At 56.5% G+C, this 17,936-nt stretch carries 21 protein-coding genes; 14 read left to right on the forward strand and 7 right to left on the reverse strand.

Annotated features, from left to right (window positions below; translation table 11 throughout):
• The first annotated feature begins 124 nt into the window (after positions 1-124).
• Together BOSE62_RS01845 and BOSE62_RS01850 are read left to right on the forward strand one after the other, a co-directional pair.
• Positions 125-859, forward strand: coding sequence for a phosphatidylserine decarboxylase (locus tag BOSE62_RS01845; RefSeq protein ID WP_159640944.1), 735 nt, complete (start codon positions 125-127; stop codon positions 857-859).
• Between the two features lie 37 nt (positions 860-896).
• Positions 897-1,691, forward strand: a complete 795-nt coding sequence (locus BOSE62_RS01850; protein WP_159640946.1) for a CDP-alcohol phosphatidyltransferase family protein — start codon at positions 897-899, stop codon at positions 1,689-1,691.
• Here the strand turns inward: BOSE62_RS01850 and BOSE62_RS01855 are convergent.
• Positions 1,639-2,016, reverse strand: coding sequence for a hypothetical protein (locus tag BOSE62_RS01855; protein WP_159640949.1), 378 nt, complete (start codon positions 2,014-2,016; stop codon positions 1,639-1,641). The two genes, BOSE62_RS01850 and BOSE62_RS01855, sit on opposite strands and share 53 nt — an antisense overlap.
• Positions 2,017-2,151: 135 nt before the next feature.
• Between BOSE62_RS01855 and rpsB the strand changes: the two genes are divergently transcribed.
• The 12 genes from rpsB to rpmE all read left to right on the forward strand — a co-directional run bounded on the left by rpsB (position 2,152) and on the right by rpmE (position 13,592).
• Positions 2,152-3,003, forward strand: coding sequence for a 30S ribosomal protein S2 (gene rpsB, locus BOSE62_RS01860; protein WP_159640952.1), 852 nt, complete (start codon positions 2,152-2,154; stop codon positions 3,001-3,003).
• A gap of 108 nt (positions 3,004-3,111) precedes the next feature.
• Entirely contained in the window at positions 3,112-4,035 is a 924-nt protein-coding gene (gene tsf / locus BOSE62_RS01865; protein ID WP_159640955.1) for a translation elongation factor Ts, read from the forward strand.
• A gap of 119 nt (positions 4,036-4,154) precedes the next feature.
• The gene (gene pyrH, locus BOSE62_RS01870) at positions 4,155-4,877 is read left to right on the forward strand and encodes a UMP kinase (protein WP_159640958.1); all 723 of its coding nucleotides are present in this window, start codon (positions 4,155-4,157) and stop codon (positions 4,875-4,877) included.
• A gap of 18 nt (positions 4,878-4,895) precedes the next feature.
• On the forward strand, positions 4,896-5,453 hold the full coding sequence (gene frr / locus BOSE62_RS01875; RefSeq protein ID WP_159640961.1) for a ribosome recycling factor: 558 nt from the start codon (positions 4,896-4,898) through the stop codon (positions 5,451-5,453).
• A 35-nt stretch (positions 5,454-5,488) separates the two neighbouring features.
• Positions 5,489-6,217 (forward strand): isoprenyl transferase, encoded by a 729-nt coding sequence (locus BOSE62_RS01880; RefSeq protein ID WP_159647844.1) that lies wholly within the window; start codon positions 5,489-5,491, stop codon positions 6,215-6,217.
• Positions 6,218-6,219: 2 nt separating this feature from the next.
• Entirely contained in the window at positions 6,220-7,023 is an 804-nt protein-coding gene (locus BOSE62_RS01885; protein ID WP_159640964.1) for a phosphatidate cytidylyltransferase, read from the forward strand.
• Positions 7,020-8,180, forward strand: a complete 1,161-nt coding sequence (locus BOSE62_RS01890; RefSeq protein ID WP_159640967.1) for a 1-deoxy-D-xylulose-5-phosphate reductoisomerase — start codon at positions 7,020-7,022, stop codon at positions 8,178-8,180. Before BOSE62_RS01885 ends, BOSE62_RS01890 begins: the two co-directional genes overlap by 4 nt.
• Positions 8,177-9,301, forward strand: a complete 1,125-nt coding sequence (rseP, locus tag BOSE62_RS01895; protein ID WP_159640970.1) for an RIP metalloprotease RseP — start codon at positions 8,177-8,179, stop codon at positions 9,299-9,301. Before BOSE62_RS01890 ends, rseP begins: the two co-directional genes overlap by 4 nt.
• A gap of 140 nt (positions 9,302-9,441) precedes the next feature.
• A complete protein-coding gene (gene bamA / locus BOSE62_RS01900; RefSeq protein WP_159647845.1) occupies positions 9,442-12,093 on the forward strand; it encodes an outer membrane protein assembly factor BamA in 2,652 nt (883 codons plus the stop codon).
• Positions 12,093-12,782: an OmpH family outer membrane protein gene (locus BOSE62_RS01905; RefSeq protein WP_159640973.1), complete on the forward strand. Its 690-nt coding sequence runs from the start codon at positions 12,093-12,095 to the stop codon at positions 12,780-12,782. Before bamA ends, BOSE62_RS01905 begins: the two co-directional genes overlap by 1 nt.
• A gap of 10 nt (positions 12,783-12,792) precedes the next feature.
• Positions 12,793-13,251 carry a 3-hydroxyacyl-ACP dehydratase FabZ gene (fabZ, locus tag BOSE62_RS01910; RefSeq protein WP_100095224.1) on the forward strand — a complete coding sequence of 153 codons (459 nt, stop codon included), beginning with the start codon at positions 12,793-12,795 and terminating at the stop codon, positions 13,249-13,251.
• A gap of 110 nt (positions 13,252-13,361) precedes the next feature.
• Positions 13,362-13,592 carry a 50S ribosomal protein L31 gene (rpmE, locus tag BOSE62_RS01915; RefSeq protein ID WP_089132806.1) on the forward strand — a complete coding sequence of 77 codons (231 nt, stop codon included), beginning with the start codon at positions 13,362-13,364 and terminating at the stop codon, positions 13,590-13,592.
• Positions 13,593-13,625: 33 nt separating this feature from the next.
• On the opposite strand, the gene BOSE62_RS01920 is transcribed toward rpmE, so the two are convergent.
• Genes BOSE62_RS01920 through BOSE62_RS01945 form a run of 6 tightly spaced genes read right to left on the reverse strand, consistent with a single transcriptional unit; the run spans position 13,626 to position 17,866 of the window.
• Positions 13,626-14,573 carry a biotin-dependent carboxyltransferase family protein gene (locus BOSE62_RS01920; protein WP_159640976.1) on the reverse strand — a complete coding sequence of 316 codons (948 nt, stop codon included), beginning with the start codon at positions 14,571-14,573 and terminating at the stop codon, positions 13,626-13,628.
• Positions 14,570-15,241 (reverse strand): 5-oxoprolinase subunit B family protein, encoded by a 672-nt coding sequence (locus tag BOSE62_RS01925; protein WP_159640979.1) that lies wholly within the window; start codon positions 15,239-15,241, stop codon positions 14,570-14,572. The genes BOSE62_RS01920 and BOSE62_RS01925 overlap by 4 nt, the downstream gene beginning before the upstream one ends.
• Positions 15,238-15,996 carry a 5-oxoprolinase subunit PxpA gene (gene pxpA, locus BOSE62_RS01930; protein WP_159640982.1) on the reverse strand — a complete coding sequence of 253 codons (759 nt, stop codon included), beginning with the start codon at positions 15,994-15,996 and terminating at the stop codon, positions 15,238-15,240. The genes BOSE62_RS01925 and pxpA overlap by 4 nt, the downstream gene beginning before the upstream one ends.
• Entirely contained in the window at positions 15,993-16,796 is an 804-nt protein-coding gene (locus tag BOSE62_RS01935; protein ID WP_201295629.1) for an NRAMP family divalent metal transporter, read from the reverse strand. Before BOSE62_RS01935 ends, pxpA begins: the two co-directional genes overlap by 4 nt.
• Entirely contained in the window at positions 16,693-17,232 is a 540-nt protein-coding gene (locus tag BOSE62_RS17480; protein ID WP_201295630.1) for a divalent metal cation transporter, read from the reverse strand. Before BOSE62_RS17480 ends, BOSE62_RS01935 begins: the two co-directional genes overlap by 104 nt.
• Positions 17,225-17,866, reverse strand: a complete 642-nt coding sequence (locus tag BOSE62_RS01945; RefSeq protein WP_159640985.1) for a prolyl hydroxylase family protein — start codon at positions 17,864-17,866, stop codon at positions 17,225-17,227. The genes BOSE62_RS17480 and BOSE62_RS01945 overlap by 8 nt, the downstream gene beginning before the upstream one ends.
• Positions 17,867-17,936: the final 70 nt, after the last annotated feature.

A 17,936-nucleotide genomic window follows, 5' to 3' on the forward strand; every position in this document is an offset into this window, starting at 1 on the left:
TGCCATTTGTTCAACCCAGAGTTGCGGGGGATGATTTGATGTGGCTTGGCTAATCGCGATATAGAATTTCCGATATATCAACGGGAGAGTTGTCAGACCAACGGCCCGCCACTAAGTAGCGGTCATGGCAATCGAAAAATATTCCAACAAGGGGCTGGGTGAAGCCAAATGGTCTTTCCCGCCGATCCATCCCGAGGGGCGCAAATTTGCTGTCATCGCCGGAGCGATCACCGCGCTTTTTGCGGTCATGGCATGGGAGACGCTGGCCTGGCCAATGGCTGGTATCACCCTTTGGGTATTGGCATTTTTCCGCGATCCGAAAAGGGTTACGCCGCTGGGTGAAAATTATATCGTTTCGCCCGCAGACGGGCTGGTGAATCTGATCATGCCGGTCACGCCGCCGGTAGAGTTGCAGGGCGAGGGGGGCCTCGGTAGCGAAGAGCTGATCCGTGTCTCGATCTTCATGAGCGTTTTCGATGTTCATATCAACCGCACACCGATCGAGGGAACGGTTCGGCGTCAGGCCTATATTTCCGGAAAATTTCTCAACGCCGACCTCGACAAGGCGAGTGAAGAAAATGAACGGCAGCATTTCATGGTTGAGCGCAATGACGGACTGAAGGTTGGCTTCACCCAGATAGCAGGGCTGATCGCCCGACGGATCATGGCCTTCGTCAAGGAAGGCGATTTTGTCGCCGCCGGACAGCGAATCGGATTGATCCGCTTCGGTAGCCGGGTGGATATCTACCTGCCAAAGGGAACGGAGCCGAATGTCGTGCTGGGCCAGCGGGCCATTGCCGGCGAAACAATTCTTGCCGTGATTGGCCAGACGAAGGAAATTGAGGGTGTAGGGCAATGATCTCCGCACTGCCCCCTTGCCTGATGGAGCAACGCTGATGGCCGGAAAAGGTTCGATGAAGCGTCCCGAACGCGGTATTCCGCTGCGCGCTTTTGTTCCGAACGCGGTGACCGCGCTAGCATTGTGCGTTGGCCTGAGCAGCGTTCGCTTCGCCTATCTGGATAATTGGGTGCTGGCAGCAGCGGCGATTGTTCTGGCAGGAATATTGGATGGTCTGGATGGCCGGATCGCTCGTTTGCTGAACGCGCAGAGCCGGTTTGGCGCGGAGCTGGATTCTCTATCCGATGTAATCGCCTTTGGCGTATCGCCTGCGCTTGTCATGTTTCTATGGTCGACCCAATATATGCCACAATTTGGCTGGGTGCTGGCGCTGACGATGGTGGTCGGTTGCGCGCTCAGGCTGGCGCGCTTCAATGCGTTGATCGATGACCAGGACCAGCCGCACAAGTCGGCTGGCTTCCTTACGGGCATTCCGGCGCCGGTGGGTGCAGGGCTGGCGATGTTGCCGCTGTATCTGTGGATGATTACGGGAGAGGAAATTTTCCGTCACTATGCGCTTGTGGCACCGTGGATTGTGCTGATCGCGTTTCTGATGATATCGAATACGGCGACTTTCAGCTGGTCATCGCTGCGTTTGCGGAAGAATATCAGGCTGGAAGGGATTGCCGTGGTGGCGCTGGTCGGTGTTGCCTTGATCAATTCACCCTGGATCATGCTTTCGGCCATAAGCATTGGCTATCTGATACTCATTCCGTTCAGCATCAGAAGCTATGCCAAAGTCAAGCGGCAGCGCGCAGCGGAACGGGCCGAATCGGGGAGTGCCGGAGCGTAGGCTGCGGCGCCTTGACCGAACACTGGTGACAGATAGTCGTCCGGATAACGGTGGCGGGGCGCTTGCCACGAAACTCGCTTTGGATGACCCGCGAAATCCTGCCGCGATATTGGGAAAACATCATTGCAATGACGGCGACGGCGCCCAGAAAGGCGAGGGCAAAAAAGGTTGAGATGGCGATAGCAAGCATGTGACGATCCCGTTTGTTCTTTTGATGAACCCTTAATGTTCCATATTTGTTCTCATTGTCAACAACAATCTTTGCCTGCGGCACAAATAATGGCAGATCGTTCGGGCAGACTGTCCTCCGCCATGATTTTTTCATTGCATTTCCGGAGCGACATCTCTAACGCGCCCGATATTCCACATGGAAAGCGCCCATACCGGTGCTGACAGCGGTCTTTCAGGTCGTTCGAGGTTCTCAGCTTTCCAGAGGCATAACCGGATAAGGAGAAATATTATGGCGGCCCCTGTCGTCACCCTACAGCAATTGATTGAAGCCGGAGCGCATTTCGGCCACCAGACCCACCGCTGGAACCCGAAGATGAAACCATATATCTTCGGCGCCCGCAACAGCGTCCATATTCTTGACCTCTCGCAGACCGTGCCTTTGTTCGCACGGGCGCTCGATTTTATCGCCAATGCCACTTCGGCCGGCGGCAAGGTCCTGTTTGTCGGAACCAAGCGTCAGGCGCAGGAGCCTATCGCTGAAGCAGCGCGCGCCAGCGGCCAGCATTTCGTAAACCATCGCTGGCTCGGCGGCATGCTGACCAACTGGAAAACGATTTCCAACTCGATCCGCCGGATGAAGACCCTGGAAGAGCAGCTTGGTGGCGACACCGCTGGTTTTACCAAGAAAGAAGTCCTGCAGATGACCCGCGAACATGCCAAGCTCGAACTGTCGCTTGGCGGTATTCGCGACATGGGCGGCATTCCAGACGTCATGTTCGTGATCGATGCGAACAAGGAAGAACTCGCGATCAAGGAAGCCAATGTTCTGGGTATTCCGGTTGTCGCAATTCTCGATTCGAACGTCGATCCCAGCAACATCGCTTTCCCGGTTCCGGGCAATGACGATGCCGCACGGGCCATTCGTCTCTATTGTGAATCCGTTGCTGCGGCAGCAACCAAGGGCGGCCAGGACGCTTCGGTAGCAGCCGGCGAAGATCTCGGCGCAGCAGTTGCTCCTCCGGTCGAACAGATTGTTTCGAGCGAAGCCAATGCAAGCGCAATGACGTCCGGTGAAGAAGCGGCAGTTGCCGATATCGCGGAAATCGCGGCAGAAGAACCGAAGGCTGACGAAAAAGCCTGAGCTTGAAGCTTCTTTCTGCGGTCATATATTGACCGTAATAGAATATAAGGGGCGGCATTTTGTCGCCCCGATTTCAAATTTCCCGATCAAGAAATTGAGGAACGAACAATGGCTATTACAGCAGCAGCAGTGAAAGAACTGCGCGAACGCACCGGTGCGGGCATGATGGATTGCAAAAAAGCACTGAACGAAACCAATGGCGACGTGGAAGCAGCGGTTGACCTGTTGCGGACCAAGGGCCTTGCCGCGGCGCAGAAAAAATCGAGCCGCACGGCTGCCGAAGGTCTTGTCGGCGTCGCCGTCGAAGGCACTCGCGGCGTTGCCGTCGAAGTGAACAGCGAAACCGACTTCGTTGCGAAAAACGATCAGTTTCAGGATTTTGTCGCCAATGTGACGCAGGTCGCTCTTGGCATGGACAGCGACGACGTGGAAGCGCTGTCGGCTTCGGCTTACCCTGCCGGCGGCACCGTTCAGGAAGTTCTGACCAACAATATCGCTACCATTGGCGAAAATCAGGCCATTCGCCGGATGAAGACCGTTGCGGTCTCCAGCGGTCTTGTCGTTCCCTATATCCACAACGCCGTCACCCCTTCGATGGGCAAGATCGGTGTTCTGGTTGCCTTGGAAAGCACCGCAGGCGCGGATGTTCTGGAGCCCCTCGGCAAGCAGATCGCCATGCACATCGCTGCGGCATTCCCGCTGGCGCTGAACGCCGACGGTCTGGATCAGGAGATGCTTGAGCGTGAACGCGCTATCGCTGCTGAAAAGGCTGCTGAATCGGGCAAGCCGGAAAATATCGTCGAGAAAATGGTCGATGGCGCGATGGCAAAATTTGCCAAGGAAAATGCGCTGCTCAGCCAGATTTTCGTGATGGACAACAAGACACCTGTTGCCCAGGTTGTCGAGCAGGCCGGCAAAGATGCCGGTGCGGAAATCAAGCTTACGGAATATGTCCGTTTCCAGCTTGGCGAAGGCATCGAGAAGAAAGAAGATGATTTCGCCGCAGAGGTAGCCGCCGCAGTTGCCGGCTAATCGAGCGGTCGATTGAATAATTCAGGCGGTAACGCTTGGCAGCATGGCGCGGACTATCTATGGTCTGCGCCATTGTTGTTTTTGGGGCCGGGCATTGATTCCGGCGGGATAGGATTTGCATGAAACGACCCGCCTTCAAGCGTATTTTGCTGAAACTTTCCGGTGAAGTCCTGATGGGCTCCAGCGAGTTTGGGATCGACCCGGAGACGGTCAACCGCATCGCCACCGAAGTAAAATCTGCCAAGGAGGCGGGATTCGAGCTTTGTCTGGTCGTTGGCGGCGGCAATATTTTCCGCGGGCTCGCGGCGGCGGCCAAAGGCTTCGAGCGGACCAGTGCCGATTATATGGGCATGCTGGCCACGGTGATGAATGCGCTGGCCGTACAGAATGCGCTCGAACAGATGGGTTGCGATACGCGGGTTCTTTCGGCGATCCCGATGGCGAGTGTGTGCGAGCCCTATATCCGCCGGAAGGCGGTGCGCCATCTCGAAAAAGGGCGGATCGTCATTTTCGCCGCGGGCACCGGAAACCCCTATTTTACCACCGATACCGCCGCTGCACTGCGGGCCGCCGAGATGGGGTGTGAAGCCCTTTTCAAGGGCACCAGTGTCGACGGTGTTTATAATGCCGATCCGAAGCTTGATCCCGATGCGACGCGCTATGATGAACTGAGCTTCGACCAGGTCTTGAGCGATAATCTGCAGGTCATGGACGCCAGTGCAGTGGCGCTGTGCCGGGAAAACAAGATACCGATTGTGGTCTTCTCGATCCGCGAGCAGGGCAATCTCGCAACCGTATTGGGGGGCGGCGGAACCGCGACCATGGTTGGGACAACCAAATAAAATCTAGAGGAAACAGCAATGGCAAAATATGACAAAGCCGATCTGGAAAAGAGAATGAATAGCACCCTCGAGGCGCTCAAACATGATTTGAGCGGACTTCGGACGGGCCGGGCCAATATTGCCCTGCTGGATACGATTACCGTGGAAGTATATGGATCCAATATGCCTCTGAACCAGGTCGCTACGGTCTCGGTGCCGGAACCGCGCATGCTGTCCGTACAGGTGTGGGACAAAAGCAATATCCAGCCCGTAGAGAAAGCGATCCGGTCGGCCAATCTCGGATTGAACCCGATGGTCGATGGCACCAATATCCGGCTTCCAATACCAGATCTGACGGAAGAGCGTCGTAAGGATCTGGCGAAACTAACCGGTCAGTTTGCCGAGAAAGCCCGTATAGCCATTCGCAATGTCCGGCGAGACGGCATGGATGATCTGAAGGCCGACGAGAATAAGAAGGAAATCAGCGAGGACGAGAAAAAGCGGCTCGAGACTGAAGTCCAGAAGCTGACCGATGATATGATTGCCGAGGCCGACAAATTGTCCGAGGCCAAAGAGCGGGAAATCCTGACCCAGTGAAGCTTTCGCGTTCCAAAATCGGTTCCGGAGCGGCAGTGCAAGGTGCCGCCGGAAAATCAGACCCGACCTATGGGGCGCGTCATATTGCCATCATCATGGATGGCAACGGCCGTTGGGCCAAGCGCAAGCATCTTCCCCGTGCTCTGGGCCACAAGAAGGGCGTCGAAGCGGTTCGCAACATCGTCCGTGTGGCCGGTGAAATGGGAATGGAAGCGATGACGCTCTATGCTTTTTCATCCGAAAACTGGAGCCGTCCGGAAGAAGAAATCAGCGACCTGATGGGATTGCTGCGGCAATATATCCAGTCGGACATTGACGAATTTGTCAAAAACGGCGTGCGTTTGAAGGTCATCGGCAATTACCGGGCGCTCGATTCCGATATTGTCACGATGATCGATAATGCGATCCGGAAAACGGCCGGAAATGACAAGATGACGCTGGCCGTTGCGCTCAACTATGGCGCGCAGGATGAAATGCGCCGCGCGGTTCAGCATGTCGCGAGCCGGGTAAAGCAGGGCGAACTGGAGCCGGAGGCGATCGGTCTCGAGCATATCGCGGGGGCCTTGGATACTGTCGATCTGCCGCCACTCGATCTGCTGATCAGAACCTCCGGCGAATTGCGTCTGTCGAACTTTCTGCTATGGCAGGCGGCTTATTCGGAATTATATTTTACCGATACGCTCTGGCCCGATTTCGACAAGGCCGAGCTTGAGAAAGCGCTGCAGTCCTTCGGTGAACGCGAACGCCGCTTTGGTGGGCGCTGAACATGAATGATCCCGCTGTACCGGTGCCCGGAAAGGCCAACGAGTTGCAAACCCGCATTATCGTGGGCATCCTCCTGATCGGAGTTGCTTTGCTGGCGGGCTATTTCGGCGGCATGCTTCTGTGGTTGCTGGCGGTGCTTATGTCGCTGGGGATCATGAGCGAATGGGCAGGGCTGACCGGTCGTCGCGACAAACGGTTGCTGGCTATGTATGCGCTGTCGGTTCCACTAGCGATCATGTCTCCCTGGGCAGCGGGGCCATCGTTTCTGGCGCTCGGCCTGATCTTGGGCGCGGCGATGTTCGTCGCTGTATTTGATCGGTCGATCAAGCTTGCTGCAGGGGTAGTTTACGCTGGCCTTCCAGCTCTTGCGGTTCTCTATTTACGCGAGATTGATAAGGGTATTCTTGTCATGCTGTGGACGCTGGCGCTGGTCTGGGCCACGGACATAGGTGCCTATTTCTCCGGCCGCGCGATCGGCGGACCCAAATTGGCACCACAATATAGTCCGAACAAGACCTGGGCTGGCTTGGTTGGCGGCGTTATCCTGACAGCGGCGCTCAGTTTCGCATTGCATGTCCATTGGGGACTGTCTTTCTATATGGTGCTGCTCAGCATCCCTCTGGCGGTGCTGGCACAAATGGGCGACCTGTTCGAAAGTTGGCTCAAGCGAAAAGCCGGTGCCAAGGATAGCGGAACGATATTTCCGGGACATGGCGGTGTAATGGACCGGCTCGACGGCTTGATTCCGGTCGCACCGGTCGTTGCGCTGATCATGCTGGTCGATAGCTGGTCCACTCTGTCATGACCAGATCCATCTCCATATTCGGTGCGACAGGATCGGTTGGCCTGTCGACTCTGGATCTTGTTCGTCAGCATCGTGATCAATATGAGGTCTTCGCTCTGACTGCCAACGGAAACGCAGCGGAGCTTGCCGCTCTGGCCAAGGAATTCTCTGCCCGGATCGCTGTGGTGGCAGATGATGCCGCCTATCCCGCACTCAAGCAGCAACTGGCGGGGACGTCAATCGAGGCGGCTAGCGGTCCCGATGCGCTGATTGCGGCGGCGGCGCTGGGCGCCGATTGGACAATGGCAGCGATTGTCGGTTGTGCAGGATTACCGCCAACCCTTGAGGCTCTGCGCTGTGGCAAGACGGTCGCGCTTGCGAATAAGGAGGCGCTGGTTTCCGCCGGTGCCCTGATGATTGCGGAGGCCCGCATAGCCGGTGCAACCTTGTTGCCAGTCGATTCCGAACATAATGCGATATTTCAGGCCCTGCAGGGCGGACGGATCGATCAGGTCAGCAAGATTACCCTGACTGCCAGCGGCGGCCCGTTCCGTACATGGACGCACGAACAAATGGCCGGTGTCACACCCGAGCAGGCGGTTGCCCATCCCAACTGGGACATGGGTGCCAAAATTTCCGTCGATAGCGCGACGATGATGAATAAGGGGCTGGAACTGATCGAAGCCCATCATCTGTTCCCGGTCGGTCTCGACAAGATCGAGATATTGGTACATCCGCAGTCGGTCATTCATTCGATGGTCGAATATCACGACCGCTCAACACTGGCGCAACTTGGGTCTCCGGATATGCGGATACCGATCGCCAGCGCGCTGGCCTGGCCTGACCGGATGCACAGCAACTGCGAACCGCTCAATCTGGCAGAAATCGGCCGGCTGGATTTCCAGCAACCCGATGAAACCCGCTTCCCGGCCACCCGGATTGCGCGGGCTGCTATCGTGGCGGGTGGTGCCAAGCCGGCGATGCTCAATGCGGCCAACGAAGTGGCCGTCGCGGCATTTCTTAACCGAACGGTTCAGTTTCTGGACATCACAGAGATTGTATCGCGTCTGCTAGACAGTTATAGCCCGCCAGATCCGAGCGAATTGGCGGATATTTTTGCGATAGACAAGGAAGCCCGCATTCGCACCGAACAGCTGGTTGAGGAATTGAAGGTTTGACGGACAATCCCGGTTTTTTGATTTATTTATTCTCCTTTCTGATTGTCATCGGCGTGCTCGTATTCGTGCACGAAATGGGACATTATCTGGTCGGGCGCTGGTGTGGCGTCAAGGCGGAGACTTTTTCCATCGGTTTTGGCAAGGAAATCGCGGGATGGACCGACAAGCGCGGGACCCGCTGGAAAATCGGCATGTTACCGCTCGGTGGCTATGTCCAGTTCGCCGGAGACATGGATCCGGCCGGGACGAAGAGCAAGGAATGGCTCAGCCTGCCGGCGGCGGAGCGCAATCAGACCTTCCAGTCCAAACCCCTCTGGAAGCGCGCCGCAATCGTGTTTGCCGGGCCGGCGATCAATTTCATCTTTGCAATATTGATCATCATGGGTTTCGTTATCGCTTATGGTACCAGCGCAACCCTCCCGGTTGCCAGTGCCATCGCGCCTGACTCGACTGCCGCTGCGATCGGTATGGAGCCGGGTGACCGGATCATCTCGGTCGACGGGGACAAGATCGACCTGTTCGAGGATCTGCGGCAGAAAATGATCATGATCCCGGAAGAGACTGTCGAAATTGTCTATGAACGAGATGGCCGGCAGATCGCCAAGCAGGCCACAATCGGTGTCCATATGATGAAAGACCGGTTCGGCAATGAATATCGGCTCGGTATGCTGGGCATGTCATCGAGCAAGGTAGAGTGGCGCGAAGTCACGCCGCTCGAAGCACCTGGCGTAGCTGTCGAAAAAACAATCGGCATCGTCGACCAGATCATTACCACGCTCGGGCAGGTGATTACCGGCAAGCGTTCGATCAAGGAACTCGGCGGTCCGCTGAAGATTGCGCAGGCTTCCGGCGAACAGTTCAAGCTGGGTCTGGAAAGTTTCATTCTTTTTGTTGCGCTGATCTCAATTAACTTGGGGTTCATCAACCTCCTGCCAATTCCGATGCTCGATGGAGGGCATTTGATGTTCTATGCATTGGAAGCGGTTCGGAGGAAGCCTGCCAGCCCGAAAGTACAGGAATGGGCATTCCGTTCCGGCTTTGCCTTGGTCATGGTGTTCATGCTGGTGGTGACATTCAACGATTTAACGTCATTTGGCCTGTTCCGGGCTATCTCTGGCTGATTGGCCATTGATTGACAGGCCGCATTGGGGCAGGGGGTTGGCGAAGTTGATGCCTTGGTGTCAGTTTCATTTTTATTTCGGTTTATGGTGTGAAAGCGAGTTTGTCTGTGAATCATAAAAAGCGGCTTTTGCCCTTGTTAATGTGCGGCACGATTTTGAGTGGCGCAGCGGTTTCTTCGCAAGCGCTTGCGCAGGAAGCGGCGCAAGCCGTTCCGGCGGCCCCCGCCGATAATATTATCCGCTCGATTGCGGTTACCGGCGCCCAGAGACTGGAGCCGACCACGGTCCTGTCCTACATGAAATTGCGGACCGGCCAGCCCTATACGCAGGAATCTGCCGATCAGGCTTTGAAGGACTTGTTCGAGACCGAATTGTTCAAGGATGTCAGCATCCGGAACAACCAGGGTGCTGTGGTGATCGAAGTTGTCGAGAATCCGGTGATCAACCGTATCTTGCTGGAAGGCAACAAGCGGATCAAGGAAGACAAGATCTATCCTGAAATCCGGCTGGCTCCACGACAGATATTCACCCGTTCGAAAGTCCGCGCCGATGTGGCCCGGATTGTCGAGCTGTACAAGCGCAAGGGCCGTTTTGCGGCGAATGTCGAGCCGAAAATGGTGCAATTGGACCAGAATCGCGTCGATATCGTTTTCGAGATCAACGAAGGACCCAAGTCCAAGGTTCAGCAGATCAACATCATCGGCAATGAAGAATTTTCCGACGGCAAGCTGCGCGGAGAAATGGTCACCAAGCAGTCGCGCTTCTACCGTTTCTTCAGCTCCAGCGACACTTATGACCCGGATCGCCTGGCCTTCGACCAGCAAAAGCTGCGTCAATTCTATCTGACCGAAGGCTATGCGGATTTCCGCGTGATCTCGGCAGTGGCCGAGCTCACACCCGACAAGCGCGACTTCATCATCACCTATGTGCTTGAAGAAGGCGAACGCTACCAGTTCGGCGATGTGTCGGTTGAAAGCGATATCCGTGATTTCACCCCCGAGTTCCTGACTCCACAGCTGCCGATGAAAACCGGAGACTTTTACGACGCCAAGCAGGTCGAAGACACGGTCGAACGCTTGTCGGAAACCGCCGGCCTGTTCGGCTATGCCTTTGCCGATGTCCGCCCGCAATTCACGCGGAACAAAGAAACGCTAACCATGGACATTCTGTTCCAGGTCGCGGAGAGCGACCGGGTCTATGTCGAGCGGATTGATATCAACGGCAATACCCTGACCCAGGACAAGGTCGTGCGTCGGGAATTTCGTCTGAACGAAGGCGATGCGTTCAATAGCTTCCAGGTCAAGCGTTCCGCCAACCGGATCAAGTCGCTCGGGTTCTTCCAGGAAGATCTCGAAATCGAGCAGAAGCAGGGAAGCGCGCCGGACCGCATCATCCTGGAAGCCAATGTCGAGGAAAAGGCAACCGGCGAACTGCAGCTTTCGGCGGGTTTCTCCAGTGTCGAGAATTTCATTCTCCAGGCATCCGTGCGGCAAAGAAACTTCCGCGGGAAGGGTCAGGAACTGCGCGCCAGCGTCAGCTATTCGAGCTATTCCCAGTCGATAGAGCTTGGTTTTACCGAACCCTATCTTTTTGACCGGAATATTGCCGTTGGTGCGGACATCTTCCGGCGCGATCTGAACAGCTTCAACTATGTCAACAGCGACCGGCAAACCACCTTCGAGCAGCTCACCACGGGTTTCCAGATCCGTGCCGGTGTGCCGATTACCGAGTATCTGTCTGCATCGCTCCGCTATGGCCTCAGCCAGGATGACGTGACGCTGGAGCCAAGCCTGTTTTTCACCGACAGCAATTCGGACGGCATCCGTGGCAACAGCGAAGCGGATGATTGCGATCCGTTGCTGGCAGGGCGCTACCTGTGTGACGCGCTCGGTACCCGCACGACATCTTCGCTGGGGGCGTCGCTGATCTATGATGATCGCGACAATCGTATCCGACCGACCCGCGGCCAGACTATCGTTGGCAGCGTCGATTTTGCTGGTCTGGGCGGTAGCGTGAAATATCTTCGCGGCCGTTTGAATGCTTCCAAACATTGGCGCGTGCTGGGTGACTTCATCTTCACGGCCAAGGCAGAAGGCGGATATATCTACCCGCTGGAAAATCGCGGCAGCGCAGCGGACGGCATTGACGATGTGCGGTTGACCGATCGCTTCTTTCTTGGAGAACCGCAGATCCGCGGCTTCGACATCCGCGGTGTCGGGCCACGCGTCGTGCGTTCAACCACCATTCCGGGACTGGATACCAACGGCAATCCGATCAACGAGATTGTTGAGTTGACCAACGGCACCCAGACGGACGATGCAATCGGTGGCCGTGCCTATTATCTGGGCCGCGCAGAACTGGAGATTCCGCTCGGTTCCGGTGCCAGCGAACTTGGCTTGCGGCCTTCGATCTTCGTTGATGTCGGTGCGGTCTTCAATGTAACCCAGCCATTGCTGCTGACCGATGCCCAGACTCAGGCATTCAGCACCGTTGACAGTCAGGGCAACGCATCACCGACCGGGGCTTCTGCACCGCTTTACCTCACCACCGATAGTACCGGTGCCGCGGCAACTACATTCGATGCGTCAACCAACGGGGTTGCCAATCCGATTGCTACCAGCTTCACCGAACGCTTCTTTGGTGATACAATGAGTCCGCGGCTGTCCGTGGGCTTCGGTGTGAACTGGAACTCACCATTCGGTCCCTTCCGGATCGATATCGCCAAGGCTCTGTTGAAAGAGCCGGGCGACGACACCAAATTATTCACTTTCAACGTAGGAACACAATTCTGATGAAACGTTATTTCAAAACCGCACTCGCTGTTCTCGCCGTTACCGCTGCGCCATTGGCTTCTGGATCTGTTGCGCAGGCTCAGGTTTCCGGCATTGCAACCGCAAACCCGACCCTGGCCATTGCGAAATCCAAGGCTTTCTCGACTGCCTATTCGCAGATCGGCACGCAGTTCAAATCCTATTTTGACCAGATTGATGCCCGCAACAAAACCCTGAACGGATTGCGCGCGCAGCTGGACACCAACAATGACAAGCAACTGACGCAGGAAGAGCTTGATGCTGCGGTAAAAGCGAAAAACCCCGTTTTGCAGAGCATCCAGACTGAGGAAACGGAGATCCAGAGACTGCAGACGCCGGCTGTAAAAGCGCAGATGTTTGCAGTGGAAGCTATTTTTGCCGAATATGGCAATGCCCAGCAGAAAGTGGTTTCGGACAAAAAGATCAGTGTGATTCTCGACCCGGAAGCCTTTCTTTATGCTCCGGCTCAGGCTGACGTTACCAATGACATCACCGCTGCGCTGGATGCGAGACTTCCGTCGGTCAGCACGACCCCTGGCGCCGACTGGCAACCGCAGCGCAACACCGTGGCGCTTCACCAGCAACTACAGCAACTGCTGGTTGCCAGTGCCCGTAATCAGGCAGCTCAGCAGCAGCAACAGCCTCCGGCAGCCCAGCCAGCCAGCCGCTAGTTGACCGCTGATGACCGAGCTTCTCGATTATGATGTAACCAAGGTGATGGCGGTGCTTCCGCACCGCTATCCCATGCTTCTGGTTGACCGGGTGGAAGAGCTCGTAAAGGACGAGTCCATTCGTGCGGTCAAGGCTGTCACGATCAACGAAGGCTTCTTCCAGGGTCATTTCCCGGGGCGGCCAATCATGCCCGGGGTGATGATTGTCGAGGCGCTGGCGCAAGCCGCCGGCGTTCTCGCCATGGAAAGCTTCGACATGGTGGGGTCGGGCAAGCTGGTTTATTTCATGGCGATTGACGGAGCGAAATTCCGGCAACCGGTGGAACCGGGCTGTCTTCTGTCCCTGAACGTGAAATTCGAGCAGAAACGCGCGCGTGTCTGCAAATTTTCAGGACAGGCGATGATTGGTGACAAGCTGGCGGCCGAAGCAAGCTTTACTGCAATGATAGCCGATCCTCCCGCAGCATAGGCTTTTGCAAAAGAATCTTGCCCTTTTGTCCTTCGGCGGTTAATGGGCCGCTTCCGTTAAATTTATTCGCTTTGGGTCTGGTCGGTAACCAGCCTGTTTAGGAGCCGAAAATGAAATCCGATACGCATCCAGACTATCACATGATCACCGTTCAGATGACCGATGGCACGACCTTTGAGACCCGTTCGACATGGGGCAAGGAAGGCGACACGCTGCAACTGGATATCGATCCTACCTCGCATCCTGCATGGACCGGCGGCAATCAGCGTCTGCTCGATCAGGGCGGCCAGGTGGCGCGCTTCAACAAGCGTTTTGGTGGTCTGTCGCTCAAAAAGAGCTGATGGCTGTCGGGACTATCAGATAGTTCCGATACCTCACCACATTGTAATCTGGCCCAGCCAGGACGTTAGCAGGGATAGCTTTTCCCTGTAGATTTCCGTGGCCCGGTCGGTTGTGATCTGCACGAACTGAATGCGGGAACCCGCACGCAGTTGTCCGATCAGGTGCCGGTCGGCCCTGATGACTTGTGCAATCCGGGGATAGCCGCCGGTCGTCTGCGCATCCGGTCCGAGCAGGTAAGGGTTACCGCTGGGCGGCAGCTGGATTGTGCCTGGGAAAACCGGCGCGCTCGGCATATTTGACGAATCAGATGCGCTCAGTGGCTCTCCTTCAAGTGCCAGTCCCATGCGGTTGGCCCGCATGCCTACAGCGTAGGGTGCGAGACACAGAGCATCGAGGGCGCTTTCGTTTCTTTCGGCCGCTTCCGGACCCGGCGTGATCCGCAACATATAGTCATTGCTGAAATGCGGTCGGAGGCTCTCCGGCGTGGTACGCTGCAATGCCGTGACCGGCGAATCAGGCACGAAGGGCACGCTGTCACCATCTCTCAGAGCCCGACCATGAAAGCCTCCGAGCCCTGCCGGAAGATAGGTAGACTGGCCGTCTAGCAAGCTATCGGCCTGCAAAGCAGCCGATATTGCCAGATAGGTCCGGCATCCCAGGCGATTCGGGCCGATATCGACCATGTCACCCGCCTTCACTGTGAGGGTCTGATGCCGGGGCTGTTGCTGATCATTGATCCGGAGATATTCAGCTGCACCGACAAGCGCGATGGAACATGGTCCCTTGAACCGGAAAAGAGCGCCTGAAAGAGTGATTTCGAATGCGATGGCACCCGATGGTCTGCCAACGAGGAAATTGGCCAAGGCCAGCGAAAGACAATCAGCAGCGCCAGCAGCGGGCATGCCCAGATGGCGATGAGCGGAGAAGGGGGCGCCCTGCAAAGTCGTTTGCAGCCCGGCTTTCAATATCGTGATACTCATTTGGTCGCGTCCTGCAGCCAATGGTCGAACGTATCTTTCGCAATGGCTTCGAAACGGACGATATCTCCGGCGGACAGTATCGCCGGCTGATCTCTGACCGGGTCAAACAGGCGTAGCGGTGTGCGGCCGATAATTGGCCAACCGCCCGGACTGTCGAAGGAATAGATACAGCTTTGCCGGCCGATGATACCGATCGACCCCGCTCCGACCGACTGCCGCGGATTGGCCAGTCGCCCGATTTCGTTACATTCTGCCTCGCTTTCGAGATAGGCAAAGCCGGGCATGAAACCGAGCATGGCAACCCGCTGAACCTGGGATGCATGCCAGGCAGGCAATGTTTCGACGGCGATCCCGAGTTTCCGGGCGACATGCTCGCCATCCGGAGCAAAGACCGTGTCGTAACAGACGGGAATCACCACCGTTGCGGATGAGGTGCCACTCGCGCGCTCCAGATTAGCCAGATGTTTGAGGACAATTTGCCCGGCTTGGTCCGGTGTCACAGCGGCAGGGTCGAATTGTAGCGCTATACTATCGCGACCCGGGACGATTTCCGTCCAGTCATTGCTGGCGCCAAAGACTGTCTGCGCGGCCAGAACCATTTCCCAGTCGGACAATGGTATACTGATCCAGTCATCACAGATATGAAGGGATGGTAGTTCGCCTGTCACGACCGGACTGGTCCGATCACGATACCGGCCTGTTCCAGCGCGATGCGCATCCTTTTTGCGGTTTCGAGGGCACCGTCGCTATCCGAATGGAGGCAGAGGCTTTGCGCATAGACCGTCAGTGATGATCCTTCCTGCGTGGTCAATGCCTTTCCGCTTGCCAGATCGAGGCCCTGCCGGATCCGCTGCTCTTCTTCCGCGATTACCGCCCCTTCGTCGCTGCGAGGAACCAGTCTGCCCGTATCGGTATACCGTCGGTCAATGAAAGCTTCTGCGATAAAGCCGATTTTTCTTGCGTAGGCCTTCTGCTGGACAATCGAACCGTCCATGCCGACCAGCGGAAGTCTATATCGTGCCGCGATCTCGGCCAGCAGGCCGGCAAGCTCCGGATCGTCCTGGGCATCATTATACAATGCGCCGTGCGGCTTGATATGGGTGAGCGAAACGCCGGTCTCTGCCGCTATTGCTGAAATGGCGTGCAACTGCTCTGTCAGACTGGTTGCCAGATCCGCCAGTGCGATATCGAGAGATTGCCGGCCGAAACCGGCCCTGTCGGGGTACGAGGGATGGGCACCGGGCGCGATGGCATTGGTCTGCGCAGCCATAAGCATCGTCCGCATGCTTTCCGATGAGCCGGCGTGGCCGCCGGTGGCGATATTGCAGCTGGAGACGATATCCATGATCGCGATATCGCGCGCGATACCTGTGGGACTTTCGTCCTCGCCCAGGTCGGCATTCAAATCGATCTTCTGCGTCATGGCCAGAATCCTAGCGCGCGGGCAATCAACCGAAAACCCAAAGTGGTTGTGATCAATAAAATTACCACCCCGAGGATATTGGCTTTGAGGCCATTGGCATATGTTCCGAGCAACTTGCTGCTATTCGCTAGTCTGAGGAGGAAAATCGCGATGATCGGGAGCAGCAATCCGTTGGCGATCTGGGCAACAAAAATCAGCTCAACCGGGCGATAGCCGAGCAGGGCTGCGAATGTTCCAGACAGGATCACGATCAGGGCACCAATCCGGAAGGGCCAGCGCGATGCGGGGGCGTTGAAAATTTCCTGTACGATATAGCCTGTGGCCAGAGGCGCGGTGAGCGCCGAGGTCAGACCCGCTGCAAACAGGCCGGCACCGAGAGTGGCGGTTGCCATATTTCCGAACAGGGGGGTGAGCTGCTGTGCCATGTCGACTGCATTTTCTATCGTCTTGCCGCTGCCAAACAGGCTCGCTGCTGCGGTTGCCAGAATCGTCATCGACACCAGACCGCCAATTCCGATCGACACCGTGTTGTCCAGTTGCGCTTCCGGCAAATATTCCTTGTCCCAGCGGTTGCGCACACTGCCGGCGTGCAGGAACAGGTTATAGGGTACGATGGTGGTGCCGATAAGCGCGATCGCAGTCATTAGACCGCCGTCGGGAATGGAAGGCACAAATCCCGCCAGCACGTCCCCGAAATCAGGTCTGATGAGCAGAAAGGTCAGGATGAAGGCCGCGCTCATCAGCAGCACCAGTGCGATCAGGACATTCTCCACCCATCTCGGTTTCGAGAATATCAGCATGGTTGATGCGAACAGCGCGATGGCGATGATCACGGGGGGGCGAGCCGAAGGGCAGAAAACCGCCATATACAGCTTCCAGACCGAGCGCTGCACCCGACATATTGCCAGCTTCATAGGCGGCATTGCCAAGGACCAGCGCGGACATCAGCAGCAGGGCGGCAAGCGCGCGGATGACTGGTGAATCGACAGATTTGAGCATGGCTTCGGCCAGACCCAGCCGAGTGACCAGCGCGATCCGGATTGCGAAGGACTGGAGGACAATCGTCGTGATGGTAGCGAAAACGAGCGCCCAGAGCAGGGCGAATCCGAAATTTGCACCGGCCAGAGTGCAGGCGGTTACAGTGCCCGGACCGATGAAGGCGGCGGAAACCATCATGCCGGGGCCGGGGTGATAGCGCGCGAGCTTCATCGTCTTCGAGGCAATGGCTTCACCCACTCCATGGCCAGGGTTTCTCGCGAAACCATTTGGTGATCACATATTTGGTCCCTTTGCGGACCTTCATGCCGTGATGCAAAGTTGCATTATTGACCGAACCGTCGGGGTTGCGGTTATTCCAGCACAGCATCGTTCCGGTTTCCGGTGTGAAGCTTTTCTTGAACTGCGTGAAGCGTGTCGCTCCACCAGCGTCGGGCTCGTTCAGATATATCATGAACGTCCAGCTGCGCTGGCCGGAGGTTGCGCAATATTTTTCAAAATCCTGACCCTGAGGCTCGAAAAAATCCGTATGGGCCTTGAATTCCTGTCCGACCGCATAGCGTTGCCCCTGCAGCGGTTCGCCAAATTTTTTGTCGATATCGGCAAACCCGCAGATTTTTGCATCAATCTCGGCAACAAAATCGTCCTGATGATCAAGGTCGCAGGTTTCGCTGGTCCGGAAATAGTCATCCCCATTGGGGTCTGCAATGGTCGACGGGCGCCGCTGATCGTCGATCAATGCAATCAGTCTGCGACATTCGTCAGGGTGCAGGAAATTCCTGACAATGCACAATTCGATTTCCTTGCGCGGAAAGCGCTGCACCTTTCCCAATGCGACAAGATAGTCAGCCGAAGTATTATTGGCCTCTGTCATAACACCGTCCAAAATTGTACCTAACCGACCTGACTCACGATAAATGAATCCGCGTTGATCGCAACCGCTG

It is taken from the genome of Sphingorhabdus sp. 109 (assembly GCF_902506555.1).
Lineage (GTDB): Bacteria > Pseudomonadota > Alphaproteobacteria > Sphingomonadales > Sphingomonadaceae > Parasphingorhabdus.